The organism is Mycobacterium sp. DL, assembly GCF_039729195.1.
GTDB classification, from domain to species: domain Bacteria; phylum Actinomycetota; class Actinomycetes; order Mycobacteriales; family Mycobacteriaceae; genus Mycobacterium; species Mycobacterium hippocampi_A.
This window is the reverse complement of record NZ_CP155796.1, coordinates 4,935,490-4,960,162: the sequence shown is the minus strand read 5'-3', so window position 1 is coordinate 4,960,162 and position 24,673 is coordinate 4,935,490. Positions and strand designations below refer to the sequence as shown.

Below are 24,673 nucleotides of genomic sequence, written 5' to 3'. Positions count from 1 at the left end.
TCCCTCCCTCGCCGGCGAGATGATGGCCGAGTTCTTCGGCACCATGGTCCTCATCCTGTTCGGGGTGGGCGTGGTCGCGCAGGTTGTTGCCGCCGACATCGGCGATCACGACAGCATCGCCTGGGCCTGGGGCCTGGGCGTCATGCTGGGCATCTACGTCGCGGGACGGATAAGTGGTGCACACATCAACCCGGCGGTGACCCTCGCACTGGCGCTCTTCCACGGCTTTCCCTGGCGCAAGGTGGCCCCCTATGCGACCGCGCAGGTGGCGGGGGCGTTCGTCGGCGCCCTGTTGGTGCGCTGGAACTACAGCGAGGTTCTCGCCAAGTTCGACCCGGGCCACACCATCAAGAGCCAGGGTGTGTTCTCCACACTCCCCGGAAATGGAACGCTGCCGGTCAGCGACCTGGGAGCGCTTCGGGATCAGATCATCGGCACCGCCATCCTGGTCTTGCTGGTCATCGCGATCACCGATGCCCGCAACTCGGCACCGCTGGCCAACCTGACACCGTTCATCGTCGGCCTACTGGTGGTGGCGATCGGTATGGCGTGGGGCACCAACGCCGGGTACGCCATCAACCCGGCACGTGATTTCGGCCCGCGGTTGGTGTCGTACCTGACCGGATACGACGGGGCATGGCGCGATCAGTACGGGAATCTGTACTTCTGGGTACCGATCCTCGGCCCGCTGATCGGCGCGGTCATCGGTGGAGCCCTGTACAAGTACTGCATCGCACGCTTTCTGCCCCACGAACCCCTTTCACCGACCAACCAGTAGTCGACACATCACACTGAAGGAGCAGCCATGCCTGAGTTCGTAGGCGCGATCGATCAAGGCACGACGAGTACTCGGTTCATGATCTTCGATCATGCCGGGAACGAAGTGAGCAAACATCAACTCGAGCACGAGCAGATCATGCCCCGACCCGGTTGGGTGGAGCACAACCCGGTGGAGATCTGGGAACGCTCCACGTCGGTGCTGCAGACCGCGATCAACAGCGCCAAGCTGCAGCCGAGTGACCTTGCGGCGCTTGGTATCACCAACCAGCGCGAGACCACCGTGGTGTGGAACAAGAAGACCGGGCGCCCGTACTACAACGCGATCGTGTGGCAGGACACCAGGACCGACAAGATCGCCACCGCCCTGGAGAGAGAGGGCAAGGGCGACGTGATCCGGGAGAAGGCCGGTCTGCCGCCGGCAACCTATTTCTCGGGCGGCAAGATCGCGTGGATTCTCGACAACGTTCCCGCAGCCCGCGCAGACGCCGAGAACGGTGACGCACTTTTTGGCAACACCGACTCATGGCTGCTGTGGAACCTCACCGGCGGAGTGGACGGCGGTATCCACGTCACCGACGTCACCAACGCCAGCCGGACGATGTTGATGAACCTGGAGACACTTGATTGGGACGATGAGTTGCTCGGGTTCTTCAACATCCCGCGGGCGATGCTGCCCCAGATCCGGCCGTCATCGGATCCGGACCTGTACGGGCGGACATGCTCGAGGACCCCCTACGGCGGAATCGCACTCAGCGGCGCTCTCGGCGACCAGCAGGCGGCGATGTTCGGCCAGGTCTGCTTCGCGCCGGGGGAAGCCAAGAACACCTACGGCACAGGCAACTTCCTGCTCCTCAACACCGGGACTGACCTGGTCCGCAGCAAGAACGGGCTGCTTACCACGGTGTGCTACCAGTTCGGCACCGATGCCCCCGTCTACGCGCTTGAAGGGTCCATCGCGGTAACTGGGTCGGCGGTGCAGTGGCTGCGCGACCAATTGGGGATCATCGCGGGCGCAAGCGAGGTGGAGACTCTGGCGCGCCAAGTCGAGGACAACGGCGGAATCTACTTCGTCCCAGCATTTTCGGGCCTGTTCGCCCCCTACTGGCGCAGCGATGCTCGCGGCGCCATCGTCGGCCTGAGCCGGTTCAACACCAACGCCCACCTCGCACGCGCCACCCTCGAATCGATCTGCTACCAGAGTCGTGACGTCGCCGAGGCCATGGAAGCAGATTCGGGTGTGCACCTCGAGGTGCTGAAGGTCGACGGCGGAGTGACGGCCAACAACCTGTGTATGCAACTTCAGGCAGACATCCTCGGCGTACCGGTCAGCCGCCCCGTCGTCGCCGAGACCACGGCGCTCGGTGCCGCCTACGCGGCCGGTCTGGCAGTGGGTTTCTGGAACGACACCGATGAGCTGCGCGAGAACTGGAACGAGTCCCGCCGCTGGACACCGGCCTGGAGCGTAGAGCAACGGACCGAGGGGTACGCCGGCTGGAAGAAAGCGGTCCAGCGGTCACTCGACTGGGTCGACGTCGGATGATGAGCCAGATCCACCAATTCGATTACAAAACACTGCTTTCCGAGGAGTCGACGACATGAGCACTGCACAACCCTTGAGCCCTTTTGAGCGTTCAGAGGCCCTACGCAGGCTGAGCACCGAAGAACTCGACATTCTTGTCATCGGTGGAGGGGTGGTCGGCGGCGGGGCCGCGCTCGACGCTGCCACGCGGGGCTTGAAGGTGGGACTGGTCGAGGCCCGAGACTACGCATCCGGCACGTCGAGCCGTTCCAGCAAGTTGTTCCACGGCGGGTTGCGCTATCTGGAGCAGTTCAATTTCGCCCTGGTATTCGAAGCGCTGCGTGAGCGCAGCCTGGTGTTGAACACGCTGTGCCCGCATCTGGCCCGCCCAGTGCCGTTCATCTATCCACTGGAGAAGAAAATCGACCGCGGCTACGTGGGGCTGGGTATCGGAGTCTACGACGTGATGGGTGCCGGACGCGGTGTGCCAGGCCATCATCGGCACCTGAGCCGGCGAAAAACCCTGGAGTCCTTCCCCTCCGGCAATCGATCCGCCATCCGCGGCGCTGTGCGTTTCTACGAGGGACAGGTCGATGACGCGCGGCACACCATGATGCTCTGCCGGACGGCAGCTCAGTTTGGTGCCTTGTGCGCGAACAGTGCGCGGGTCATCGGATTCCTTCGAGAAGGTGAGCGTGTGGTCGGAGCCACGGTGCGGGATCTGGAGAGTGGGCGCGAGTTCGACATCCGGGCCCGTGAGGTGATCAACGCCGCCGGGGTGTGGACCGACGAAATTCAGGAGATGGTCGGGGGCCGAGGACAATTCAAGGTGCGGGCATCCAAGGGGATTCACCTCGTGATCCCGAGGAACCGAATCAACTCGGCGACGGGAATCATCACCCGTACTGAGAAGAGCCTGCTGTTCATCATCCCGTGGGGCAGCCACTGGATCATCGGTACGACGGACACCGACTGGGACCTCGACCTCGCCCACCCCGCCGCCAGCCAAACCGACATCGATTACCTTTTGGCCCATGCGAACTCGCTGCTAGCCGATCCGCTCACCCGGGATGACGTCGTCGGGGTCTACGCCGGACTGCGGCCACTGCTCTCCGGAGAATCCGACTCGACCAGCAAGCTGTCGCGAGAGCACGCCGTCTCCAGTCCGGTGCGCGGCCTCACCGTGATCGCCGGAGGCAAGTACACGACCTACCGGGTCATGGCCGAAGACGCGGTGGACTCGGCGGTGCACGGACTCGAACGAAAGGTGCCGGCGTCCTGCACCGAACGCGTTCCGCTCGTCGGGGCCGACGGGTATGTCGCTGCGTGGAATTCGCGCCGGTTGACCGCGGACCGGGTGGGTCTGCGAGAATCCACGATCGAGCATCTGCTGGGGCGCTACGGCACGCTGATCACCGAGCTGCTGGAACTGATCGAGAAGCAGCCAGAACTCGGCGAGTCCCTCGCCGGTGCCGACGAGTATCTCAAGGTGGAGGCGTACTACGCCGCCAGCCACGAGGGTGCTCGGCATCTGGAGGATGTACTCACCCGACGCACCCGGATCTCGATCGAGGTCCCCGACCGGGGCATCGCCGCCGCCCGCGAGATCGCCGAATTGATCGCACCGGTGCTGGACTGGGACGACACCGACATCGCGCGTGAACTCGAACATTACGACGCGCGGGTCGCCGCAGAGAGGGATTCCCAGCACCAGGCAGACGACCTGACTGCCGACGCGTCCCGACTCGGCGCCCCCGATGTCCGCCTCGGAACGTCGCAGCAGAGCGGGGGTCTGTGATGGTGCAGAGCGAGGCCACGGTGCTGCACATGCGCCCGGACCGCAACCTGGCGCTGGAACTGGTCCGCGTCACGGAGTCCGGTGCGATGGCGGCGGGCCGCTGGGTCGGCCGCGGCGACAAGGAAGGCGGCGACGGCGCAGCGGTCAACGCGATGCGCCAACTCGTCAGCACGGTCGCGATGCGCGGCGTCGTCGTCATCGGTGAGGGCGAGAAGGACAAGGCCCCGATGCTGTTCAACGGTGAGGAGGTCGGCAACGGCGACGGACCCGAATGCGACTTCGCGGTCGACCCGGTTGACGGCACCACGCTGATGGCCAAGGGCATGCCCAACGCGATCTCAGTGCTGGCGGTCTCCGAGCGTGGCAGCATGTTCGACCCGTCCGCGGTGTTCTACATGGAGAAGATCGCTGTCGGTCCGGACGCAGCCGACGTCATCGACATCACCGCGCCCGTTGCGGAGAACGTGCGCCGGGTCGCCAAGGCGAAAAAGCTTTCGGTGTCGGATATCGCCGTGTGCATTCTCGACAGACCCCGACACAGTGCGCTGATCGAACAGGTCCGCGACACGGGGGCCCGAATCCGGCTGATCGCCGACGGCGACGTCGCCGGAGCTATTGCGGCCGCGCGTCCGGACTCCGGCACCGACATGCTGATCGGCACCGGAGGGACCCCCGAAGGCATCATCGCCGCCGCCGCGATGCGCTGTATGGGCGGCGCTCTACAGGGAAGGCTCGCGCCGAAGGATGATGCGGAACGTCAGCGCGCGATCGACCACGGGCACGATCTGGATCGCGTGCTGCTCACCGAGGACCTCGTCGCCGGCGAGAACGTGTTCTTCACCGCCACCGGTATCACCGACAGCGATCTTGTGCGCGGTGTCCGGTACAGCGGTGGCGGCGCCCATACGCAGTCAATCGTGATGCGCGCGAAATCGGGCACCGTCCGGATCATCGACGCTTTTCACAGCCTGTCGAAATTGCAGGAGTTCGTCTAACTCTGCGGCAACGAGCCCAGCGCCTGCTCGACATCGCCGAGCAGATCGGCAGCGTCTTCGATACCGACCGACAGTCGCACCAGGTCGTCGGGCACCTCGAGTTGGGATCCGGCGGTCGAGGCGTGCGTCATGGCACCGGGATACTCGATCAGTGACTCGACGCCGCCCAGAGACTCGGCGAGGATGAAAATCTCTGTGCGAGCACAGAAGTCCCGTGCCGCCTGGGGCCCGCCACGAAGCCGGACCGACACCATCCCCCCGAAGCCGCTCATCTGCCGGGCGGCGACGTCGTGGTTGGGATGGCTCGGCAGCCCCGGGTAGAGCACCGTGTCGATGGCGGGGTGCCCGTCGAGGAACTCGGCGATCAGGGCCGCGTTGTCGCTGTGGCGCTGCATCCGCAACGGCAGCGTCTTGAGTCCCCGCATCGTCAGGTAGGCGTCGAACGGACCCGGCACCGCACCCGCACCGTTCTGCAGGAACGCGAATGCCTCATCGAGGCCGTCGTCGTTGGTCAGAAGCGCCCCGCCGACCACGTCCGAGTGCCCTCCGATGTACTTGGTCGTCGAGTGCAGCACGATGTCGGCGCCCAGCGACAAGGGCTGCTGCAGCGCCGGCGACGCGAAGGTGTTGTCGACCAGGACCTTGGGCTTCGTCCCGGACTCCGCGGCCAGCGTGGCGATCGCACCGATGTCGGCGATCGACAGCAGCGGGTTGGTCGGTGTCTCGACCCAGATCAGCTTCGTGCGGTCGGTGAGGGCCGCGCGGACCGCGTCCAGGTCCGGAAGCGCCACGGCGGTGTAACTGATCCCCCACAGCGTGAAGACCTTGTCGATGAGCCGGAACGTGCCGCCGTAGGCGTCGTCGGGGATCACCACGTGATCGCCGGGCCGCAGCAGTGCCCGCAGGGCGCAGTCGGTGGCGGCCATCCCGGAACTGAACGCCCGGGCGTAGGAGGCGGACTCCACCGCCGCCAGCGACGCTTCCAGGGCGGCCCGGGTCGGGTTGCCGGTGCGTGCGTATTCGAATCCCCCGCGCAGGCCGCCGACGCCGTCTTGGGCGAACGTCGAGCTGGCATAGATCGGCGCATTGACCACGCCTGTGGCGGGGTCAGGCCGGTAACCGGCGTGAATGGCCTTGGTGGCCGGTCCGTAGGCCCGGTAGTGATCGGCCGCGCTGCGCTTCTCGCTCATGGTCGATCAGGGTAGCCGGGAACGCCGGTTGGTCGTCGGAGAGGCACCGGCTCCTGATGGTGCCTCTCCGACGAACGTCGCCTAGTACTGCGTCGGTCCGGATCCGGGTGGTAGCGGCTGCGGGTTGAGCGGGACACACACCGTGGTCATGATCTTGTCGGCCAACGTCTGACGCTTGCTGTCCCACAGCGGGAACAGGTAGCCGATGTAGCAGATGATCGCATCCACGAAGTGGGCCAGCTGACGCACCACCGAAAGGCCGAAACCGATGGGCTGCCAGGTCTTCTCACTGACCACCTTGAACTTCATCACCGACTTGCCGATGCTCGATCCGGTGGTGCCCTGGCGGTAGCCGTAGTTCCAGACGACGAACGCCAGCGCCAGCACGGAGCCCAGGAACGACACCACCGAGCCGACGACCGAATAGCTCGAGGTGCACGCGACACCGCTGCCGTAGGTGACGCATTCGTTGTCGCCGGTGAGGATCGCGATGCCCTGGGCGATGCCCACGACGATCAACACCGGGAGGTAGTCGATGAACCAGGCTGCCACGCGCGTGATCCACGAGGTGTACGCCTCCTTGGGCAGTGCCGGCCCGGACTGCGATGCGTAGCCTGAGGACTGTTGCGGCGGCGGGAAACCACCCGGCGGTGGGTAATTGCCTTGCGGCGGTGGCGGATAACCGCCCTGGGGCGGTGGGGGGTAACCGCCCGACGGCGGATAGTTCCCCTGCGGCGGCGGCGGATAACCACCCGGGGGCGGCGGCGGGAAACCACCCGGCGGCGGCGGATTGTCTGTCATCGATTCTCCTTATATTCGTCTTCGGCTAGCGGGATGCAGACCGTAGTCATGACCTTGTCGGCGATCGTCTGGCGCTTTGCGTCCCACAGTGGCCACAGGAAGCCGATGTAGCAGATCACCGCATCGAGCAGGTGGGCCACTTGGCGCACGATCGAAAGACCGAAACCGATTGGCTGCCAAGTCTTTTCACTGATCACCTTGAACTTCACGATCGACTTGCCGATACTCGAGCCCGTCGTACCCTGCCGGTAGCCGAAGTTCCAGATGACGTAGCCGAGGATCACGATGCCGGCGGCGGCGACCGCGAGCTGACCGGGCGTGGAGGCACCGGTGGCGCAGAACTCGCCGAGATCGAACTCGGAGGTGTCGGTGACACACACCGTCTCCTGGGTGCCCGCCAGAATCCCCCAGGCGATGGCCTGCACGAGCAACACCGGGATGATGTCGATGACCCACGCGACCACCCGGTTGAGCCACGGCGTGTACGACCCCTGCGACGGACCCGGCCCTGCCCCCGGCGGGACGTATCCGCCATGCTGCGACGGGTAACCGCCCCCTGGTGGAGGCGGGTGACTCCCCGGCGGCGGTTGATCGGTCATGGACGCCTTTCAGCGCTGTACCAACTGGGAACAAGCGTGCTTACGATACCTGAGAAACACCTGGGAGCAGCGTTTTCACGCGTGAAAATGATCTTGGTCCCGTGCGGTGTCCGGGTTTGCCAGATCCAGCGCGAGCGGTCAGCTGTGAGCGTTGCCGTCGGACAGGAATCCCAGGAGGTCGTGCCGGGTGAGCACCCCGACCGGCTTGCCTTCCTCGACCACCATCACCGCGTCGCATTCGCGCAGGGACTTGGCCGCGGTGCTCACGAGTTCTCCCGCCCCGAGCAACGGGAGCGCCGGGCTCATGTGCTGGGCGACGGCGTCGGCCAACTTGGCACGCCCCTCGAACACTGCCGACAGGAGTTCCCGCTCGGACACACTGCCCGCCACCTCCCCTGCCATGACCGGGGGTTCGGCGCCGACCACGGGCATCTGCGACACCCCGTACTCGCGCAGGATCCCGATGGCGTCGCGCACCGTCTCCGACGGATGGGTGTGGACGAGGTCCGGGAGTCCGCCGGACTTGCCGCGCAGCACGTCGCCGACCGTCGATTCCTGGACCGAACCGTCCAGGCGACTGCGCAGGAACCCGTAGGACGACATCCAGTCGTCGTTGAAAACCTTTGAGAGGTAACCGCGCCCGCCGTCGGGAAGCAGGACCACGACCAGCGCATCCGGACCCGCGCGTTCAGCCACCCTGATCGCCGCGACCGCGGCCATCCCGCACGATCCGCCGACGAGCAGTGCTTCCTCGCGCGCCAGCCGACGAGTCATCTCGAAGGAGTCGGCATCGGACACCGCGATGATCTCGTCGGGTACCGCAGGGTCGTAGGCCGACGGCCAGAAATCCTCGCCCACGCCCTCGACCAGGTAGGGGCGGCCGGTTCCGCCGGAGTAGACCGAACCTTCGGGGTCCGCCCCGATCACCTTGACCCGGCCGTCGGACACCTCTTTGAGGTAACGGCCGGCGCCGGTGATGGTGCCGCCGGTGCCCACGCCGGCGACGAAGTGGGTCACCTTGCCGTCGGTGTCGGCCCAGATCTCGGGGCCGGTCGTCTCGTAGTGGCTTTCGGGCCCCATCGGATTGGAGTACTGGTCGGGCTTCCAGGCGCCGTCCACCTCCTGCACAAGCCGGTCGGACACGCTGTAGTAACTGTCGGGATGGTCCGGCGGGACGGCCGTCGGGCAGACGACGACGTCCGCTCCGTACGCGCGCAGGACGTTGCGCTTGTCCTCGCTGACCTTGTCGGGGCAGACGAAGATGCACTTGTAGCCGCGCTGCTGGGCGACCAGCGCCAGCCCGACACCGGTGTTTCCCGAGGTCGGTTCGACGATGGTGCCACCGGGCCGGAGCTCGCCACTGGCCTCGGCGGCGTCGATCATCTTGACCGCGATGCGGTCTTTGGCGCTGCCACCGGGGTTGAGGTACTCGATTTTGGCCGCCACGACACCCGACCCCGGAGGGACCACCGAGTTCAGCTGTACCAGAGGGGTATTGCCGATGAGCTCACTGACGTGCCGGGCGATCCGCATACGTCCATCGTGTCAGGCCCGGCGGACGACTACCAGGTGGCCTCTCTGATGTACTCACCGATCTGGCGTAGCGACCGGCCTGCCTCCGACACCGCGGGCGCCCCGAGCTGGAAGACATGCATCTGACCAGGCCAGATACGGATCTCCACCGGGACCCCTGCGGCGGCCAGCAGACGCGCCGCTTTCCGGGCGTCGCTGAGCAGGACCTCGGACCCGGAGACGTGGATCAGAGTGCGCGGCAGTCCCGGCTCGATGTGGTCGAGCGGCTCGTAGATCTCCTCGGGCCGGCCGTCTTCGATGTTGCGGCTCGCCGCTTCGCCGATCAGCTCGACGAGCGCGTGGAAGGCCTTGTGCGGGAACATCACATCGGTGCGGACGTTCGGGTGGTCCGCGCGGGCCTCGTTGTCGATCTCGAACAGCGGCGACATGGTGGCGATGGCGGCGGGCGATTCACCCTCGTAGCCGTTGATGCCCTCGACGTGCAGCCGCTCAGCGAGCGCCAGCGACAGATAGCCGCCCGCCGAATCACCCGCCAGCACGATCTGATCGGGTTCGTAGCCGGTTTCCCGGAGCCACTTGTACGCGTCGTGGCAGTCGTCGAGCGCGGTACCGACCGAGTGTTTCGGGATCATCCGATAGTTGACGACCAGCACGGGGCTGTCCGCGTACTTCGACAGGGCCGTCACCAGGCGACCATGGGTGTTGACGCCGCAGGTCAGGAACGCCCCACCGTGCATGTAGAGAATGACGCTGCGCTTGCCGTCCGCCGGCAGGACACCGGCGGCGCGCACCAGCTGAGCGGTGCAGTGCGGAAGCGAGATGGTGGCACGCACGGTGCCGGGGGCGGGCCGCATGATCCGGGCGGCGAAGTCCACCAGGCCCCACGGCCACGGCGCCCTGGGGGCGTAGCTGCCGATGGTCAATGCCGGCTTGACGGTCAGAAGGGCGGCCAGGCCCATCAGCCGGCCCGCGATGCTCGGGCCGTCCTCGACGACCTCGACGGGAGCGCCGTCACTGACCGGGAATCGGCGAGGCTTATGCCCTCTGCCAGGCCTGACACCAAGATGCGAAGAGCTGGGGACCTTACTCGGTGCCGTCATCGCCACCACTTCCTACGCCGTTGTAGAGCCGGAGTGTGTTGAGTTACTCAGCCAACCTCGAAACTTAGCTTGGCACATGTAACCACTATCACAATTCATTAAACGTTTTTGGTACCGGAGTTGATACCGCACCGTGATCGCCGATCCGCAGCGCCGCCGGTGAAACCGTCGCGGACCGCTCTAGACTGGGCCGCGTGGGCATCCGTGCACCGCGTCGGTCGGCCGTCGCTCTGGCGGCTGCGGCAACGCTCGCGTCGACAGGTTCCGCCTACGTCGGAGCCCGCAATCTGCTGAGTGGGCAAGCCGAGCAGGCGCGCCAGGTCATACCAAAGTCATGGGACGTGCCGCCCCGCGCCGACGGGGTCTACTCACCCGGCGGCGGGCCCGTGGAGCGCTGGCACCGGGGGGTGCCGTTCGACCTGCACCTGATGATCTTCGGCGATTCCACCGCCACCGGCTACGGCTGCACCAGCGGTGACGAGGTGCCCGGTGTGTTGCTCGCCAGGGGGTTGGCCGAGGAGTCGGGGAAGCGGATCCGACTCAGCACGAAGGCGATCGTGGGGGCGACGTCTAAAGGTCTGTCCGGTCAGATCGACGCCATGTTCGTCGCCGGTCCCCCGCCGGACGCCGCGGTCATCATGATCGGCGCCAACGACATCACCAAACCCAACGGCGTGGGACCTTCGGCACGACGACTCGGCCGGGCGGTGCAGCGGTTGCGCAGCAGCGGCGCGGTGGTCGCGGTCGGCACCTGTCCGGACTTCGGCGTCATCACCGCGATTCCGCAGCCCCTGCGGTGGGTCGCCCGAGGACGAGGGCTTCGGCTGGCACGCGCGCAGGCGGCCGAGGTGCGGGCGGCCGGCGGCACCCCGGTGCCTTTCTCCGACCTGTTGGCGCCGCACTTCTACAAGACCCCTGAGCTGCTGTTCTCGCAGGACATGTTCCATCCGTCGGCCGCAGGCTACGAGCTCGCCGCCAAACAGTTGTTGCCGGCGCTGTGTATTGCGCTGGGCGAGTTCGTCTCTGGGATGCCGGACGAAAGGGCTCTGGAGTCGAGGGTGGCCGAGGGCAGTTCGCTGCTCGCGCGCATCGGCGGGTTGAGCCGACTGTGGCGGCGCTCGACCGGGGTCCCCGCTCCGGTCGTGGTGGCCGCGGGCTAGGTTCTGTGTAGTTTCCGATCCGCCAGTCGCTCGATCACCAAGGAGCCGTCATGCCCGAGGCCGTCATCGTCGCCACCGCACGTTCACCCATCGGCCGAGCAGGCAAGGGCTCGCTGGTCTCCATGCGCCCTGACGATCTCGCCGCGCAGATGGTCAAGGCCGCCCTGGACAAGGTGCCCGGCCTCGATCCCCGCGAGATCGACGACCTGATGATGGGCTGCGGTCAGCCCGCCGGCGAGGCCGGTTACAACATCGCTCGCGCGGTGGCCGTGGAGCTCGGTTACGACTTCCTGCCCGGCACCACCGTCAACCGCTACTGCTCGTCGTCGCTGCAGACCACCAGGATGGCCTTCCACGCGATCAAGGCCGGCGAGGGTGACGCGTTCATCTCCGCCGGGGTGGAGACGGTCTCGCGATTCGGCAAGGGTGCCGCCGACGGTGCGCCGGACTCCAAGAACCCGGTCTTCGCCGAGGCGCAGGCACGCTCGGAGCAGGCCGCGGCAGGTGCCGACGAATGGCACGACCCGCGCGACGACGGCAACCTTCCCGACGTCTACATCGCGATGGGGCAGACCGCCGAGAATGTCGCGCTGCACACCGGTATCAGCCGCGAGGATCAGGACCACTGGGGCGTGCGGTCGCAGAACCGCGCCGAGGAAGCCATCAACAGCGGCTTCTTCGCCCGGGAGATCTCGCCGGTGACCTTGCCCGACGGCACGGTCGTGTCGACCGATGACGGCCCCCGCGCCGGCACCACCTACGAAAAGATCAGCCAGCTCAAGCCGGTGTTCCGGCCCAACGGCACCATCACTGCCGGCAACGCGTGCCCGCTCAACGACGGCGCTGCCGCGGTCGTGATCATGAGCGACACCAAGGCCAAGGCGCTCGGACTGACGCCGCTGGCGCGCATCGTGTCGACGGCTGTGACCGGTCTGTCCCCGGAGATCATGGGCCTGGGCCCGATCGAGGCCGTCAAGAAGGCGCTGGCCAACGCCAAGATGAGCATCGCCGACATCGATCTGTACGAGATCAACGAGGCGTTCGCGGTGCAGGTGCTCGGCTCCGCCCGGGAACTGGGCATGGACGAGGACAAGCTCAACGTCTCCGGCGGCGCCATCGCGCTGGGCCACCCGTTCGGCATGACGGGCGCCCGCATCACCGCCACCCTGCTGAACAACCTGGCCACCCACGACAAGACGTTCGGCGTCGAGTCGATGTGTGTCGGTGGCGGGCAGGGCATGGCGATGGTCGTCGAGCGGCTGGCCTGATGTCTCGGCGTTGAGACTGAGACAGCGGCGCGAAAGTGCGAGTAGCGACCGCCCGCATCTCAGTCTCAACGCAATGAACGCACGAAAGAGGGGCGCCCACACCGTGGACGCCCCTCTTTCGTTGTCTAGCGCTAGTCGCTGTTGAAGTAGCTCAGCAGGCGCAGGATCTCGATGTACAGCCACACCAGGGTGACGGTCAGGCCGAGGGCAACGCCCCATGCCGCCTTGGCCGGCGCACCGGCACGGATCAGCTGGTCGGCCGAGTCGAAATCGATCAGGAACATGAACGCTGCCAGGCCGATGCACACCAGCGAGAAGATGATCGCCAGCGGGCCACCGCTACGCAGTCCGAAGCCCTCGCCGCCGCCGACTCCGAAGATCGCGAGCACGAAGTTGAGCAGGGCGATGGCGATCACGCCGAACATCGCGGCGATGAGCATCCGGGTGAACTTCGGCGTGACGCGGATGGCGCCGGTCTTGTAGACGACGAGCATGCCGAAGAACACGCCGATGGTGCCGAAGATCGCCTGCGCGATCATCCCGGGTCCGCCCGTTGACACCAGGTTGGCGAACAGGAACGACGCGGCGCCGACGAAGAGGCCTTCGAGCGCGGCGTAGCTCAGCACGATCGCCGGGTTGTCCTGCTTGCGACCGAACGTCGCGACCAGGATCAGCGCCAGACCGCCGAGACCGCCGACGAGCACGAACGGCATCATCAAGCCGACGTTCGACGACACGAGGAAGTACGAGACGATCGCGACGACAGTCAGGACGCCCAGTGAAGTGGCGGTCTTGGTGACGACGTCGTCGATGGTCATCGGCCGGGTGTCGACCGCTCGCTGATCCTGATACGGCTGAGCCGCGTAGGGATCCGCATGTACCGCTGCCGCCGCGCCTCCGGCGGCTCCGGTACCGAATTGCGCGTATCCGCCCTGCCCCTTGGGCAGCGAACGGAATACCGGGTTGCTGCTTTCGCGCACCGTCGTTCCTCTCCTGTGCTGGTGTCGACCTATGACGAACATTCCGTCAACGTGTGAGGGCCCCAGCCGGTTCCCGCGCATCGCGACGGCCTGCTCCCAGGCCCTTCACAGGAAACCTTACCTGGGCCGACTCTCCCTTGAGCAACGAACTACATTGCATTCCGTGGTCGATAACGAGGATGTCCTAGTATCTGTGGACCGTGGCGTGGGTCTGCTCACGCTGAACCGGCCCAAGGCGATCAATTCCCTGACCCACTCGATGGTCGGTCGGATCTCGGCGGCGCTGTCCATGTGGGAGCACGACGACGCGGTCCGCGCGGTCGTCGTCTCCGGCGCGGGTGACCGCGGGCTGTGCGCGGGCGGCGACGTCGTCGCGATCTATCACGACGCCAAGGTCGGCGGCGCCGCGACGCGGCAGTTCTGGCACGACGAATACCTGCTCAACGCCTACATCGGGCGCTATCCCAAACCGTATGTGGCGCTGATGAACGGCATCACGATGGGCGGCGGCGTGGGTCTGAGCGCACACGGCAGCGTCCGCGTCGTCACCGAGACGACCAAGATGGCGATGCCCGAGGTCGGTATCGGGTTCATCCCTGACGTCGGAGGCACGTTCATCCTGGCGCGCACCCCCGGCCTACTGGGCGTCCACGCCGCCCTCACGGGTGCGCCGTTCACCGGCGCCGACGCCATCGCGATGGGCTTCGCCGATCACTTCGTGCCCCACGATCGTCTCGACGCCTTCACCGAGGCGATCCTCGCCGACGGCATCGACAGTGCAGTCGCCGCTTGTGCCGTGGACCCGCCGCCGAGTCCCCTGCTCGCCCAGCGGGAGTGGATCGACCGCTGCTATGCGGGCGAGACCGTCGCCGACATCGTCGCCGCACTGCGGGACCACGCTGCGGCAGGGCAGATGGGCGGCTCAGCCGCCGGCGACGCCGCCGACCTGATCACATCCCGATCCCCCGTCGCGGTGTCGGTGGCGTTGGAGGCGGTGCGGCGGGCGGCGAACCTTCCGACGCTCGAAGACGCACTGCGCCAGGAATTCCGGACAGCGTGCGGCGCCCTGCGCTCGCATGATCTGGTCGAGGGCATCCGGGCACTGCTCATCGACAAGGACCGCAAGCCCCAATGGTCACCGGCGTCGCTGCCTCTGGTCACCCCCGCGGACGTCGACGCGTATTTTGTTTCAGCCGATCCCGACCTGACCTTCGACCACTGACACCCACAGGAGTAGCGATGACGTCCGACAACTACGAGACGATTCTGGTCACCCGCGAGGGCCGCGTTGCCACCATCACCCTGAACCGGCCGAAGGCCCTCAACGCGCTCAACAGCCAGGTGATGGCCGAAGTCACCACCGCCGCAGCCGAACTCGACGCCGACCCGGGTGTCGGCGCGATCATCCTCACCGGCAATGAGAAGGCCTTCGCGGCCGGGGCCGACATCAAGGAGATGGCGAACCTGTCGTTCGCCGAGGTGTTCGCATCCGATTTCTTCGCCGCCTGGGGCAAGTTCGCCGCGACCCGCACACCCACCATCGCGGCGGTGTCGGGGTACGCGCTCGGCGGTGGCTGCGAACTGGCGATGATGTGCGACATCCTGATCGCGGCGGACACCGCCAAGTTCGGCCAGCCCGAGATCAAGCTGGGGGTGCTGCCGGGCATGGGTGGGTCGCAAAGACTGACGCGCGCGATCGGCAAGGCCAAAGCCATGGACCTGATCCTGACCGGTCGCAACATGGGCGCCGAGGAAGCCGAGCGTGCCGGTCTCGTGTCCCGCGTCGTGGCTGCCGACGCGCTGCTCGACGAAGCCAATTCCGTCGCCGAGACGATTGCCGGGATGTCGCTGTCGGCGTCGCGGATGGCCAAGGAAGCAGTCAGCCGGGCATTCGAGACCACGCTGTCGGAGGGGCTGCTCTACGAGCGTCGACTGTTTCACTCCGCGTTCGCAACCGACGACCAGACCGAGGGCATGAACGCCTTCACCGAGAAGCGGGCCGCGAACTTCACACACCGCTAAAGTTCGTTCGTGACCGATACCGGTAAGGGCGCCGTAGCGACCGAAGACGCAACGCCGGAAGACCTGAAACCGGCGCCGCCGGCGAGGAAGGCCTGGTGGGTTCGGCGCTATACGTTCACCGGCACCGCTGTCGGTCTGGTTTTCCTGTATTTCTCCCTGACGCCGTCGCTGCTGCCCCGCGGCCCGCTGTTCCAGGGGCTGGTCAGCGGCGGCGCGGGCGCGATCGGCTACGCCATCGGGGTTTTTGCGGTCTGGCTGGTGCGCTACATGCTCTCGAAGGAGTCGACTCCGGCCGCGCCGCGCTGGGCGTGGCTGGTTCTCGTCGGGATCGGCGTCGTCGGCATGACGCTGATGATCATCTGGTTCCACGGCTGGCAGGACGACGTCCGCGACCTCATGGGAGTGCCCCGGCTGGGGTTCTGGGACCATCCGCTGGCCGCGGCGCTGTCGCTGATCACTCTGTTCGTGCTCGTCGAGATCGGCCAGCTGGTCGGCAAGCTGGTGCGCTTCCTGGTGCGCCAACTCGATCGCATTGCCCCGCCGCGGGTTTCGGCTGTCGTCACGGTCGTCCTGTTGCTCGCACTGACCGTCGCACTGCTCAACGGCATCGTCGTGCGATTCGCGATGAGCACCATCAACAGCACATTCGCCGCGGTCAACGACGAAACCGATCCCGACTTCGCCGCGCCGGAGACCGCCCTTCGCTCCGGCGGGCCCGAGTCGCTTGTCAGCTGGGAGTCACTGGGCCATCAGGGCCGCATCTTCATCGACGGTGGCCCCACGGTCGAACAGCTGGCCGAGTTCAACGGGAGTCCCGCGGTCGAGCCGATCCGCGCCTACGCGGGTCTGAACTCCGCGGACGGCATCAAAGAGACCGCCGAGTTGGCCGCTCGAGAGTTGCAGCGCACCGGCGGTCTGGACCGCGCTATCGTGGCGGTCGCCACCACCACCGGTACCGGCTGGATCAACGCCGCCGAGGCCGCCGCGTTGGAGTACATGTACAACGGCGACACCGCGATCGTCAGCATGCAGTACTCGTTTCTGCCCAGTTGGCTGTCGTTCCTCGTCGACAAGGAGAACGCCCGCCAGGCCGGCCAAGCGCTGTTCGAGGCCGTCGACGAACTGATCCGCGAGATGCCCGAGGCGCAGCGGCCGCAGTTGGTGGTCTTCGGCGAGAGCCTCGGCTCCTTCGGCGGCGAGGCACCGTTCCTGGCATTGAACAACCTCATCGCCCGAACCGACGGTGCGCTGTTCAGCGGGCCCACATTCAACAACACGATCTGGACGGATCTGACCCGCAACCGTGATCCCGGCTCCCCGGAGTGGCTGCCGATCTACGACAGCGGCGAGAACGTCCGATTCGTCGCCGAGGCTCGCGACCTCCAACGCCCACCCGACCCGTGGGGGCTACCGCGGGTCGTGTACCTGCAACACGCCTCTGATCCGATCGCGTGGTGGAACCCGGATCTGCTGTTCGCCGAGCCGGATTGGCTGCGCGAACCGCGCGGCTACGACGTGTCCCCGGACATGGAGTGGATTCCCATCGTCACGTTCCTGCAGGTGTCAGCGGACATGGCGGTGGCGGTCAACGTCCCCGACGGCCACGGCCACGTGTATGTCAGGAACGTCGCCGATGCGTGGGCGGCGATCCTGTCCCCGCCGGGATGGACGCAGGAGAAGACCGAGAAACTGCGCCCGATGCTACGCAGCAACGAGAGCTCTTAGTTCAGAACCACTTTGAGCGCGTGGTAGCCGCCGATCACATCGGTGGCCCGATGCAGTCCGAGTTCTTTCAGCGATGCGGCGGCCAGGCTGGAGGTATATCCCTCCGAGCACAGGATGACCCATTCGACATCGTCGTCGACGGCCTGCGGCATCCGCGCGTCGCTGGTGGGATCACAGCGCCATTCCAGGACGTTGCGTTCGACGATCAGAGCGCCGGCCACCTCGCCTTCGGCGGCACGCTGCGCGGCGGGACGGATGTCGACCAGCAGGGCGCCGCGGGCCAGCGCTGCGGGCACCTCCTCGGCCGACAGTCTGGTCAACGTGGCGCGGGCGTCGTCGAGGATCGCGTCGATGCGGCTGGGCACTAGGTTGCCTCCGGATGATCGGTCAGTTCGGTTCGGTTGCGGCGCAATGTATTGCCGTCGGTGACGTCGTAGTACGACATGGCGGTCAGTGGCGGCGAGTACGCGTGCACGCTCAACGTCGGAGCTGTGACCACCGGGCCTGCAGAAACCTCCTCGCGGGCCCACACGACATCGTGCACCCAACCGAGCGGGAACGCCGCCTGATCACCTGCCGTCAGCCTCCGCTTACGCAGAGACTTTCCGTCCCAACGGGTTTCGTCCAGAGAACCGGAGATCACGGTCAGCGCGCCGAGGGAGCCGCTGTGGTCGTGCAACTCGGTCGAGCGGTCCGGAACCCAGCTGATCAGCCAGACGTCCAGTTCGTCGTCGCCGTGCAACCGGGTGAACCACCGCTCCGTGGCCGGCGGCCCGCCGGGCGGTAGGAGATGGTCGAACCGGCGGCCGAGAACGTCGTCGGCGAATCGGTCGGTGACATGCAGTAGATCGGCGAGACGCAGCCGCGTAGGCGCGAGAACCATGAAGAACTCCAGAGACGGACGAAGGATTCAGGGGGCAGGCGGTCAGGCCTGACAACACTCCAGAAACCGGGTCCCGTCGTTCATGGCGGCCAGTGTTGCATAGATTGGCGGGATGCGCAGGCACCCACTTCGCGCCGTGTGCGCCGCCGCCGCCGGTTTGGTGATTCTCTCCGGTTGCTCGTCGGGCACCGAGCCGGAGGCGACGTCGTCGTCACCGGCAGCGACGTCCACGTCACCGTCAGACACTCCGACGTCGGTGGCCCCCGGTGAAGTCGGGGTGTCCCCGGGCGGGGTGACGACGGCCGTCGGTGCTCCCGCGGAGTCCACCGAAGACGACTACTTCCAGGCCTGCCTGGCTGCGCGGACGTGGATGGGCGAGCGGGGCGGTGACCCGAAGACGCTGATCGAGCCCTACCTGCAGACGGTCCAGAGCTCGAACTCGTCGGGTCCGGGAACCTTCGGCCGGCCCTGGGCGGAGCTCTCCCCTGGACAGCAGTCTGCCGTCATCGTCGCGGTCGAAGCGGCGGCCGACGCGCTCTGCGGCTGATCGCCCGCGGGAGTTCTGCTCACGGGTGTCATTAAGTCCATAACCATGACGCAGAATGAGATCCATGCGGGTCGCACTGGCGCTGGGCAGTGGCGGGGCCCGCGGTTACGCGCACATCGGCGTGATCAACGAGTTGCACGAACGTGGTCACCAGATCGTCGGCATCGCCGGGTCGTCCATGGGTGCATTGGTCGGTGGCTTGGAAGCCGCCGGCAAGATGGACGAATACGCCGTGTGGGCAAGTTCTTTGACCCAGCGCGCGGTACTGCGACTGCTCGACCCGTCGATCACCTCGGCGGGGGTGCTGCGGGCGGAGAAGATCCTGGTGGCCGTCCGCGAGATCCTCGGTGACGTCACCATCGAGGAACTCCCGGTGGCGTTCACGTCGGTGGCCACCGACCTGATCACCGGGAAGTCGGTGTGGATGCAACGCGGACCGGTGGACGACGCGATCCGGGCATCGATCGCGATACCCGGCCTCATCACCCCCCACGTGCTCGGCGGCAGACTGCTCGCCGACGGCGGCATCCTCGATCCGATTCCGATGGCGCCCATCGCGGCGGCCGTCGCGGACGCGACCATCGCCGTGAGCCTGTCCGGGGACGACCCCAACGCCCGACGCAGCGAGGCCGAAGCCGGGCTCACTGGAGAATGGCTGAACCGCATGTGGCGCAGCACTTCCACTCTGCTCGACACCAAGGCGGCGCGGTCACTGCTCGAGACGCAGACCGGCCGAGCTGTACTGGGCCGGTTCACCCCGCCCGACGAGGACGTCGAGTCCGTCGAGACGGAGAGCCTGCCGGTGGTCCCCAGACTGGGCGGGCTCGAGGTCATGAACCGCACCATCGACATCGCCCAGAGCGCGCTGGCCCGTCACACGCTGGCGGCCTATCCTCCTGACCTGCTGATCGAGGTTCCCCGCACGGTCTGCCGCAGCCTGGACTTCCATCGCGCCAACGAAGTCATCGAGATCGGGCAGGAACTCGCCAGCGCGGCGCTCGACGCGCTCGACCAGGAGTCAGAGCCCTAGGAACCGGGCCACCCGGTGCGCTTCGCGACGCCCCTGGACCCGGCCCGCCTCCGCCGACGGTGCCCGGCAGGCCGGGTCCAACGGGTTCGGCCCGTACGCGGCGAGCGATTCGGCATCTGCGAACACCGCCAGCGTCTCACCGGAAAACGTGTTGATCTCCTCCGCTGCGGCCATCCCCCACGGCGACGGTGAGTCGGCTCCGGAGGGAACCAGCACGACCGCGGTACCGCAGTCCCGCGCGACCGCGATGTTCACCGTGCTTCCCACGCCACCGTCCATGAAGCGACGATCACCGATCGTGACCAGCGGCCACACTCCCGGCACTGCGCAACTCGCCGCCACCGCATCCACCAGGGCGACACCGGACCCGTTGTCGAAGACCTCCAGTTCTCCTGTGGCGACGTCGATCCCGGTGACACGCAACATCCGCTGCGGCCATTCATGGGAAGGCAGCCGCTGGGCGATCACCGATCTGCGGACCGATTCGGGGACGGTCTCGGTGGCCGCGGCCACCGCGCCGATCTTCTGCAGCTTCTCCGCCTTCGTCGCGCCGGCGATGAGCATCGCGTCGAGGAACAACCCGGTGATCGTCTCGATGGACACGCCGGGGTTGATCTCGTGCGAGTCGCCCGGGGCCACCTGCCGCGCGAACAGCTCGGTCAGCGGCACGCCGCTACCGATCTGGGCCGCGACCGCGGAACCTGCCGAGGTTCCCAGGAGCACGTCGGAGTCGAGCAGTGCCTCGCCCGCTTCGGGTGCCTCGTCACAAATCCCCAGCAGCACACCGGTTTCCCAGGCGATACCGGCCAGTCCGCCGCCTGCGAGCACCAGGGCGCGCTTGTCAGTCGTCACGAGGGTCGAGTGTGCCAGGAGCTGGTGTCGCCGCTCGAGGTCAGGGCACGAGTTGGTGTGACAGTTCCTCGAGCGCCTGCCGCGCGTACCCGCGCCAGAGACGGCCGAACACCGGCAGTGCCGGCCGCGTCAGTCCGGATTTCGGGTGGATGGTCCAGCGCCAGGTCACCTTGGTTCCTGTGCCGGCGGGGTCGAAGACCCACTCGCCGTCGATGGCGCTCACCAGGGGACTCAGCGGGCCGGTGATGTCGGTGAGCGAATATCCGAAGCCGTTCGGGGGATCAAAGGCGGTCAGCCGCTCACGCATGCTGCCGCCACCGGCGAGCAGGACCGTGCGACTCTGCCCGACGGCGTCCCAGTCACCCGTTTGATCCACGACCGCCTTGATCGGTGGGATCGGCCCGTACCGGCGCCGGAACAGCATCGGCAACGAGATCGGCGCGGTGCCGTCGAAGGCATCGGCCGGTCGCACCGGGATTGCCCGTGACTGCTCGACGACCAGGGGCTCGTGCATCGTCCGATGGTAGCCCGGTCGCGGCCCGTTCCGTAGGGCTCAGCGGAAGCGCGGGGCGGCCTTGCCGCTGATCAGCGGCAGGTCCAGGTAGGTCGAGATGCCGGCGGGAGCCGCGCACACCGCGGGCACCGAGTTCACGCAGTGCGCGGCGGTGCCGACGACGCCGTACTCCGGACCTTCACCGCCGACCTCGGATTGGAATCCCTTCACCGACACGGTGAAGTCGGGGTTCCCGCGGACCTCCATCTCGTAGCGCTGCCCCTCCGGGCCGAATGACCATGCGGGGTCCAGATCGTCCTCACCCATCAACCAGTTGACCGTCACCCGCACCACGACTTCGCCGTCGGCGAGCGCCTCCCAGTGGAACTTGCGGCCGGCGACCTGTCCGGGTTCGATCGGGCCCATCGGGGAGTCGATGGTTGCCGTGGCGACCGCGATCTCCTGGGTGGCGCGCACCTTGGGATCCGCGGCGAACCCCAACTGGTCCACACACATTCGCACGGCCTGGATGAACCCCGCGTCGAGCATCTTCTGCATCGGACCGGTCAGCGCCTTGTCCGGCGTCTCGCCGAAGCCCATGACGTGACGCAGCACATCGGGTGCTTCATAGGTGCGCAGATCCGAGTACTCCTCGGCGCGCACGAACGTCACCCCGGTCGACATGGCCGACAACATCAACGGGAACTTCTCGCTGATGCCGCCGGGCGCAATGCCGGTGCCGTGCAGCGTGGTGTTGCCTTCCAGCGCCGCCTGCCGCAGTGGCGCGCCGCTGCGTTCGCTGGGATACAGCCAACCGACCGGGGTGATCACGTTCTTGCCCGATCTCAACAGCGACGCGACCTCGTCCGGATTTCCCATCAGCGGGGTGTAGATCACCGCGTCGGCGTCCAGCGCCAGGATCTCCTCGACACTGTCGGTCGCGGTCACACCGAGAAGGTCGGTGCCTACGAGCTGGCCGACGTCGTGGCCCGCCTTGGCCGGGGAGTGCACCCAGCACCCGACGAGTTCGAGATCGGGATGCTCGAGCACACCCTTGACTGCGGCCACACCGACTCCGCCGGTTGCCCACTGCACGACGCGCAGGGCCATCTGTACTCCTCCCGAAACAAAACTAGAACACGTTCTATTCAGATCTACACCACCCGGGGACGCCGGCGGACGTAAAACCGGCAACCCCGTTGACCATGTGCGTGTTCGCGCCCGGCATTAAGGTGTGTTCGCCGGTAGAAAACACATCTGAGGAGCGACGATGACCGATCCCCCGCGGGAATCGCCACCCCCACCGATGCCGCCGCCGCCCGGCCCACCACCGCCCGGCCCGCCGCCGCCCGGCCCACCACCGCCCGGGCCGCCGCCGGGTTGGGGTCCGCCGCCCCCGCCACCCGGTCCACCGCCGTCCGGTCCACCGCCGGGTTGGGGTCCGCCGCCGCCGCCACCTGGCAGCGGCGGTTCCAAAGCCCCACTGATAGTGCTCCTCTCGGTGGCAGCCGTGTTCGTCGTCGCCGTGAGCGGACTCGGCATCTGGTGGATGCTCAAGCCGGACGACTCGGCGCCGCGGCCGATGGCCACCCCCACCAGTAGCCCGTCGGAACCCACCACCTCCAGTGAACCGACCCGTCGCACCAGGACCACCACCGCAGCACCGCCACCGCCGACGGACTCCTACGACAGCCAGCTGATGGCGCTGTTGTCAGCGGGCCACGACAGCTCGAACTGCGAGCCGATCAGTCCGCCTGCCGGCACGGCACTGGCCACGGTGGACTGTGGTCCGGCAACCACTCCGGGCGGGCCGCAGAGCACTCGGTACTCGCTGTTCGGCGACCCCTCCGCACTCGACGCCGGCTTCGGCGAAGCGGTCAGGGTGAACTCCGAGCTGTTGGAGTGCCCGGGAAGCGGAGTCGACTCCCCCACGACATGGCACTACACCGAGACCCCCGATCAGGTCGCTGGCCAGATCGCCTGCGGCACCTACAACGACAGACCCGACGTCGTCTGGACCAACGACGAGAACCTGTTGCTCGCCGACGCCCAGGGGCCGGACCTCGAAGAGCTGCACAACTGGTGGCTGCAGTACGGCTGATCTGGCGCGGTACGGTGATGGACCGCAGAGCAGCGAAGGTAGGGGACTCCCATGGGCAACGCCAGAAACCGCGTGTTCGTCGTCGGCGTCGGCATGACGAAGTTCGAGAAGCCGGGTCGACGCGAAGGTTGGGACTACCCCCAGATGGCCAACGAGTCGGGCACCAAGGCGTTGCAGGACGCCGGCATCGACTACAGCGAGATCCAGCAGGGCTACGTCGGGTACTGCTCGGGCGATTCGACGTCGGGACAACGTGCCCTCTACGAACTCGGGATGACGGGCATCCCGATCGTCAACGTCAACAACAACTGTTCGACCGGATCGACGGCGCTGTACCTGGGCGCCCAGGCCATTCGCGGCGGCCTCGCGGACTGTGTGCTCGCTCTGGGCTTCGAGAAGATGCAGCCGGGCTCGCTGGGCGGTGGCGCCGACGACCGCGAGTCACCGATGAAGCGACACATCCTGGCGCTCAACGAGATCGATGAGATGCAGTTCCCGGTGGCGCCGTGGATGTTCGGCGCCGCAGGCCGCGAGCACATGAAGAAGTACGGCACCACCGCTGAGCATTTTGCGAAGATCGGCTACAAGAACCACAAGCATTCGGTGAACAATCCTTACGCACAGTTTCAGGACGAGTACACCCTCGACGACATCCTCGGCGCCAAGATGATCTCCGATCCGCTGACCAAGCTGCAGTGCTCGCCGACCTCGGACGGGTCCGCGGCGGTCGTGCTGGTCAGTGAGGACTACGTCAACGAGCACGATCTGGCCGGGCAGGCCGTCGAGATCGTCGGACAGGCGATGACCACCGACTTCGCGTCGACCTTCGACGGCAGCGCCGCGAACGTCATCGGCCACGATATGAACGTTCAAGCCTCCCAACAGGTTTACCAGCAGTCCGGGCTGGGCCCCGAGGACTTCCAGGTGATCGAGCTGCACGACTGCTTCTCGGCCAACGAGCTGCTGCTCTACGAAGCCCTCGGCCTGTGCGGACCGGGTGAGGCGCCCGAGCTGATCGACGCCAACGACACCACCTACGGTGGCCGGTGGGTCGTCAATCCGTCGGGCGGGCTGATCTCCAAAGGCCACCCGCTCGGCGCGACGGGCCTGGCGCAGTGCAGTGAGCTGACCTGGCAGTTGCGCGGTACCGCCGACAAGCGCCAGGTCGACGGTGTCACCGCTGCGCTGCAGCACAACATCGGACTGGGCGGCGCCGCTGTCGTCACCGCCTACCAGCGCGCCGAACGCTGAGGCTATCTGTCGACGGCGAAACGTCTCACCCGATACCGGCGATATG

24 protein-coding genes are annotated in these 24,673 nt (G+C 66.8%); 13 read left to right on the top strand and 11 right to left on the bottom strand.

The features are described from left to right. Positions 1-19: 19 nt before the first annotated feature. From ABDC78_RS23705 to glpX, 4 genes are read left to right on the top strand one after another with little or no spacing between them, the layout of a single operon-like run. A complete protein-coding gene (locus tag ABDC78_RS23705) occupies positions 20-778 on the top strand; it encodes an MIP/aquaporin family protein (RefSeq protein WP_347133534.1) in 759 nt (252 codons plus the stop codon). A 27-nt stretch (positions 779-805) separates the two neighbouring features. Beyond that, positions 806-2,320 (top strand): glycerol kinase GlpK, encoded by a 1,515-nt coding sequence (glpK, locus tag ABDC78_RS23700; RefSeq protein WP_178361120.1) that lies wholly within the window; start codon positions 806-808, stop codon positions 2,318-2,320. A 55-nt stretch (positions 2,321-2,375) separates the two neighbouring features. Continuing rightward, the gene (locus ABDC78_RS23695; protein ID WP_178361119.1) at positions 2,376-4,097 is read left to right on the top strand and encodes a glycerol-3-phosphate dehydrogenase/oxidase; all 1,722 of its coding nucleotides are present in this window, start codon (positions 2,376-2,378) and stop codon (positions 4,095-4,097) included. Then, positions 4,097-5,092, top strand: a complete 996-nt coding sequence (gene glpX, locus ABDC78_RS23690; RefSeq protein ID WP_256736356.1) for a class II fructose-bisphosphatase — start codon at positions 4,097-4,099, stop codon at positions 5,090-5,092. The genes ABDC78_RS23695 and glpX overlap by 1 nt, the downstream gene beginning before the upstream one ends. Here the strand turns inward: glpX and ABDC78_RS23685 are convergent. From ABDC78_RS23685 to ABDC78_RS23665, 5 genes are all read right to left on the bottom strand, one after another. Further along, positions 5,089-6,282 (bottom strand): cystathionine gamma-synthase, encoded by a 1,194-nt coding sequence (locus tag ABDC78_RS23685; protein ID WP_178361118.1) that lies wholly within the window; start codon positions 6,280-6,282, stop codon positions 5,089-5,091. The genes glpX and ABDC78_RS23685 overlap by 4 nt on opposite strands. A gap of 81 nt (positions 6,283-6,363) precedes the next feature. Further along, positions 6,364-7,083 (bottom strand): RDD family protein, encoded by a 720-nt coding sequence (locus ABDC78_RS23680; protein WP_178361117.1) that lies wholly within the window; start codon positions 7,081-7,083, stop codon positions 6,364-6,366. Then, complete coding sequence (locus ABDC78_RS23675; RefSeq protein ID WP_178361116.1) at positions 7,080-7,682, bottom strand: RDD family protein; 603 nt, start codon at positions 7,680-7,682, stop codon at positions 7,080-7,082. Before ABDC78_RS23675 ends, ABDC78_RS23680 begins: the two co-directional genes overlap by 4 nt. Positions 7,683-7,820: 138 nt before the next feature. Further along, a complete protein-coding gene (locus ABDC78_RS23670) occupies positions 7,821-9,215 on the bottom strand; it encodes a cystathionine beta-synthase (protein WP_178361115.1) in 1,395 nt (464 codons plus the stop codon). Between the two features lie 29 nt (positions 9,216-9,244). Beyond that, complete coding sequence (locus ABDC78_RS23665) at positions 9,245-10,315, bottom strand: alpha/beta hydrolase (protein WP_178361114.1); 1,071 nt, start codon at positions 10,313-10,315, stop codon at positions 9,245-9,247. 194 nt (positions 10,316-10,509) lie between these two features. Between ABDC78_RS23665 and ABDC78_RS23660 the strand changes: the two genes are divergently transcribed. Beyond that, the gene (locus tag ABDC78_RS23660; RefSeq protein WP_178361113.1) at positions 10,510-11,475 is read left to right on the top strand and encodes an SGNH/GDSL hydrolase family protein; all 966 of its coding nucleotides are present in this window, start codon (positions 10,510-10,512) and stop codon (positions 11,473-11,475) included. Positions 11,476-11,525: 50 nt separating this feature from the next. After that, the gene (locus tag ABDC78_RS23655) at positions 11,526-12,743 is read left to right on the top strand and encodes an acetyl-CoA C-acetyltransferase (protein ID WP_178361112.1); all 1,218 of its coding nucleotides are present in this window, start codon (positions 11,526-11,528) and stop codon (positions 12,741-12,743) included. 131 nt (positions 12,744-12,874) lie between these two features. Here ABDC78_RS23655 and ABDC78_RS23650 read toward each other — a convergent pair whose 3' ends face one another. After that, the gene (locus tag ABDC78_RS23650; RefSeq protein ID WP_178361111.1) at positions 12,875-13,723 is read right to left on the bottom strand and encodes a Bax inhibitor-1/YccA family protein; all 849 of its coding nucleotides are present in this window, start codon (positions 13,721-13,723) and stop codon (positions 12,875-12,877) included. 163 nt (positions 13,724-13,886) lie between these two features. Between ABDC78_RS23650 and ABDC78_RS23645 the strand changes: the two genes are divergently transcribed. The 3 genes from ABDC78_RS23645 (at position 13,887) to ABDC78_RS23635 (ending at position 17,470) form a co-directional block, all read left to right on the top strand. Continuing rightward, a complete protein-coding gene (locus ABDC78_RS23645; RefSeq protein ID WP_178361110.1) occupies positions 13,887-14,945 on the top strand; it encodes an enoyl-CoA hydratase/isomerase family protein in 1,059 nt (352 codons plus the stop codon). Between the two features lie 17 nt (positions 14,946-14,962). Next, positions 14,963-15,745 (top strand): enoyl-CoA hydratase, encoded by a 783-nt coding sequence (locus tag ABDC78_RS23640; RefSeq protein WP_178361109.1) that lies wholly within the window; start codon positions 14,963-14,965, stop codon positions 15,743-15,745. Positions 15,746-15,808: 63 nt separating this feature from the next. Next, the gene (locus ABDC78_RS23635; RefSeq protein WP_218621283.1) at positions 15,809-17,470 is read left to right on the top strand and encodes an alpha/beta-hydrolase family protein; all 1,662 of its coding nucleotides are present in this window, start codon (positions 15,809-15,811) and stop codon (positions 17,468-17,470) included. Here ABDC78_RS23635 and ABDC78_RS23630 read toward each other — a convergent pair. Both ABDC78_RS23630 and ABDC78_RS23625 read right to left on the bottom strand, forming a co-directional pair. Continuing rightward, positions 17,467-17,835, bottom strand: coding sequence for a rhodanese-like domain-containing protein (locus ABDC78_RS23630; RefSeq protein WP_178361107.1), 369 nt, complete (start codon positions 17,833-17,835; stop codon positions 17,467-17,469). The genes ABDC78_RS23635 and ABDC78_RS23630 overlap by 4 nt on opposite strands. Then, the gene (locus ABDC78_RS23625) at positions 17,835-18,353 is read right to left on the bottom strand and encodes a cysteine dioxygenase (protein ID WP_178361106.1); all 519 of its coding nucleotides are present in this window, start codon (positions 18,351-18,353) and stop codon (positions 17,835-17,837) included. Before ABDC78_RS23625 ends, ABDC78_RS23630 begins: the two co-directional genes overlap by 1 nt. Before the next feature lie 112 nt (positions 18,354-18,465). Here ABDC78_RS23625 and ABDC78_RS23620 point away from each other — a divergent pair, with 112 nt between their 5' ends. Both ABDC78_RS23620 and ABDC78_RS23615 read left to right on the top strand, forming a co-directional pair. Further along, on the top strand, positions 18,466-18,900 hold the full coding sequence (locus ABDC78_RS23620; RefSeq protein ID WP_178361105.1) for a lipoprotein LpqV: 435 nt from the start codon (positions 18,466-18,468) through the stop codon (positions 18,898-18,900). Between the two features lie 64 nt (positions 18,901-18,964). After that, on the top strand, positions 18,965-19,930 hold the full coding sequence (locus tag ABDC78_RS23615; RefSeq protein ID WP_178361104.1) for a patatin-like phospholipase family protein: 966 nt from the start codon (positions 18,965-18,967) through the stop codon (positions 19,928-19,930). Here ABDC78_RS23615 and ABDC78_RS23610 read toward each other — a convergent pair. The 3 genes from ABDC78_RS23610 to ABDC78_RS23600 are packed head-to-tail and all read right to left on the bottom strand — an operon-like array spanning position 19,919 to position 22,385. After that, positions 19,919-20,782, bottom strand: a complete 864-nt coding sequence (locus tag ABDC78_RS23610) for a patatin-like phospholipase family protein (RefSeq protein ID WP_178361103.1) — start codon at positions 20,780-20,782, stop codon at positions 19,919-19,921. The genes ABDC78_RS23615 and ABDC78_RS23610 overlap by 12 nt on opposite strands. A 40-nt stretch (positions 20,783-20,822) precedes the next feature. Then, a complete protein-coding gene (locus ABDC78_RS23605) occupies positions 20,823-21,296 on the bottom strand; it encodes an SRPBCC family protein (RefSeq protein WP_178361102.1) in 474 nt (157 codons plus the stop codon). Positions 21,297-21,335: 39 nt separating this feature from the next. Beyond that, the gene (locus ABDC78_RS23600; protein WP_178361101.1) at positions 21,336-22,385 is read right to left on the bottom strand and encodes a dihydrodipicolinate reductase; all 1,050 of its coding nucleotides are present in this window, start codon (positions 22,383-22,385) and stop codon (positions 21,336-21,338) included. A gap of 160 nt (positions 22,386-22,545) precedes the next feature. On the opposite strand from ABDC78_RS23600, the gene ABDC78_RS23595 reads away from it, so the two are divergent. After that, complete coding sequence (locus ABDC78_RS23595) at positions 22,546-23,376, top strand: hypothetical protein (RefSeq protein WP_347133208.1); 831 nt, start codon at positions 22,546-22,548, stop codon at positions 23,374-23,376. 51 nt (positions 23,377-23,427) lie between these two features. Beyond that, positions 23,428-24,627 (top strand): lipid-transfer protein, encoded by a 1,200-nt coding sequence (locus ABDC78_RS23590; protein ID WP_178360339.1) that lies wholly within the window; start codon positions 23,428-23,430, stop codon positions 24,625-24,627. Positions 24,628-24,673: the final 46 nt, after the last annotated feature.

Excerpts from the sequence above, each read along its gene's own strand:
- ABDC78_RS23675 (WP_178361116.1), bottom strand. The coding sequence starts at position 7,682 with ATGACCGATCAACCGCCGCCGGGGAGTCACCCGCCTCCACCAGGGGGC.
- ABDC78_RS23600 (WP_178361101.1), bottom strand. The coding sequence starts at position 22,385 with ATGGCCCTGCGCGTCGTGCAGTGGGCAACCGGCGGAGTCGGTGTGGCC.
- ABDC78_RS23665 (WP_178361114.1), bottom strand. The coding sequence starts at position 10,315 with ATGACGGCACCGAGTAAGGTCCCCAGCTCTTCGCATCTTGGTGTCAGG.
- ABDC78_RS23705 (WP_347133534.1), top strand. The coding sequence starts at position 20 with ATGATGGCCGAGTTCTTCGGCACCATGGTCCTCATCCTGTTCGGGGTG.
- ABDC78_RS23605 (WP_178361102.1), bottom strand. The coding sequence starts at position 21,296 with ATGCACGAGCCCCTGGTCGTCGAGCAGTCACGGGCAATCCCGGTGCGA.
- ABDC78_RS23655 (WP_178361112.1), top strand. The coding sequence starts at position 11,526 with ATGCCCGAGGCCGTCATCGTCGCCACCGCACGTTCACCCATCGGCCGA.
- ABDC78_RS23595 (WP_347133208.1), top strand. The coding sequence starts at position 22,546 with ATGACCGATCCCCCGCGGGAATCGCCACCCCCACCGATGCCGCCGCCG.
- ABDC78_RS23625 (WP_178361106.1), bottom strand. The coding sequence starts at position 18,353 with ATGGTTCTCGCGCCTACGCGGCTGCGTCTCGCCGATCTACTGCATGTC.
- ABDC78_RS23670 (WP_178361115.1), bottom strand. The coding sequence starts at position 9,215 with ATGCGGATCGCCCGGCACGTCAGTGAGCTCATCGGCAATACCCCTCTG.
- ABDC78_RS23590 (WP_178360339.1), top strand. The coding sequence starts at position 23,428 with ATGGGCAACGCCAGAAACCGCGTGTTCGTCGTCGGCGTCGGCATGACG.
- ABDC78_RS23680 (WP_178361117.1), bottom strand. The coding sequence starts at position 7,083 with ATGACAGACAATCCGCCGCCGCCGGGTGGTTTCCCGCCGCCGCCCCCG.
- ABDC78_RS23640 (WP_178361109.1), top strand. The coding sequence starts at position 14,963 with ATGACGTCCGACAACTACGAGACGATTCTGGTCACCCGCGAGGGCCGC.
- glpX (WP_256736356.1), top strand. The coding sequence starts at position 4,097 with ATGGTGCAGAGCGAGGCCACGGTGCTGCACATGCGCCCGGACCGCAAC.
- ABDC78_RS23685 (WP_178361118.1), bottom strand. The coding sequence starts at position 6,282 with ATGAGCGAGAAGCGCAGCGCGGCCGATCACTACCGGGCCTACGGACCG.
- ABDC78_RS23615 (WP_178361104.1), top strand. The coding sequence starts at position 18,965 with ATGCGGGTCGCACTGGCGCTGGGCAGTGGCGGGGCCCGCGGTTACGCG.
- ABDC78_RS23620 (WP_178361105.1), top strand. The coding sequence starts at position 18,466 with ATGCGCAGGCACCCACTTCGCGCCGTGTGCGCCGCCGCCGCCGGTTTG.
- ABDC78_RS23695 (WP_178361119.1), top strand. The coding sequence starts at position 2,376 with ATGAGCACTGCACAACCCTTGAGCCCTTTTGAGCGTTCAGAGGCCCTA.
- glpK (WP_178361120.1), top strand. The coding sequence starts at position 806 with ATGCCTGAGTTCGTAGGCGCGATCGATCAAGGCACGACGAGTACTCGG.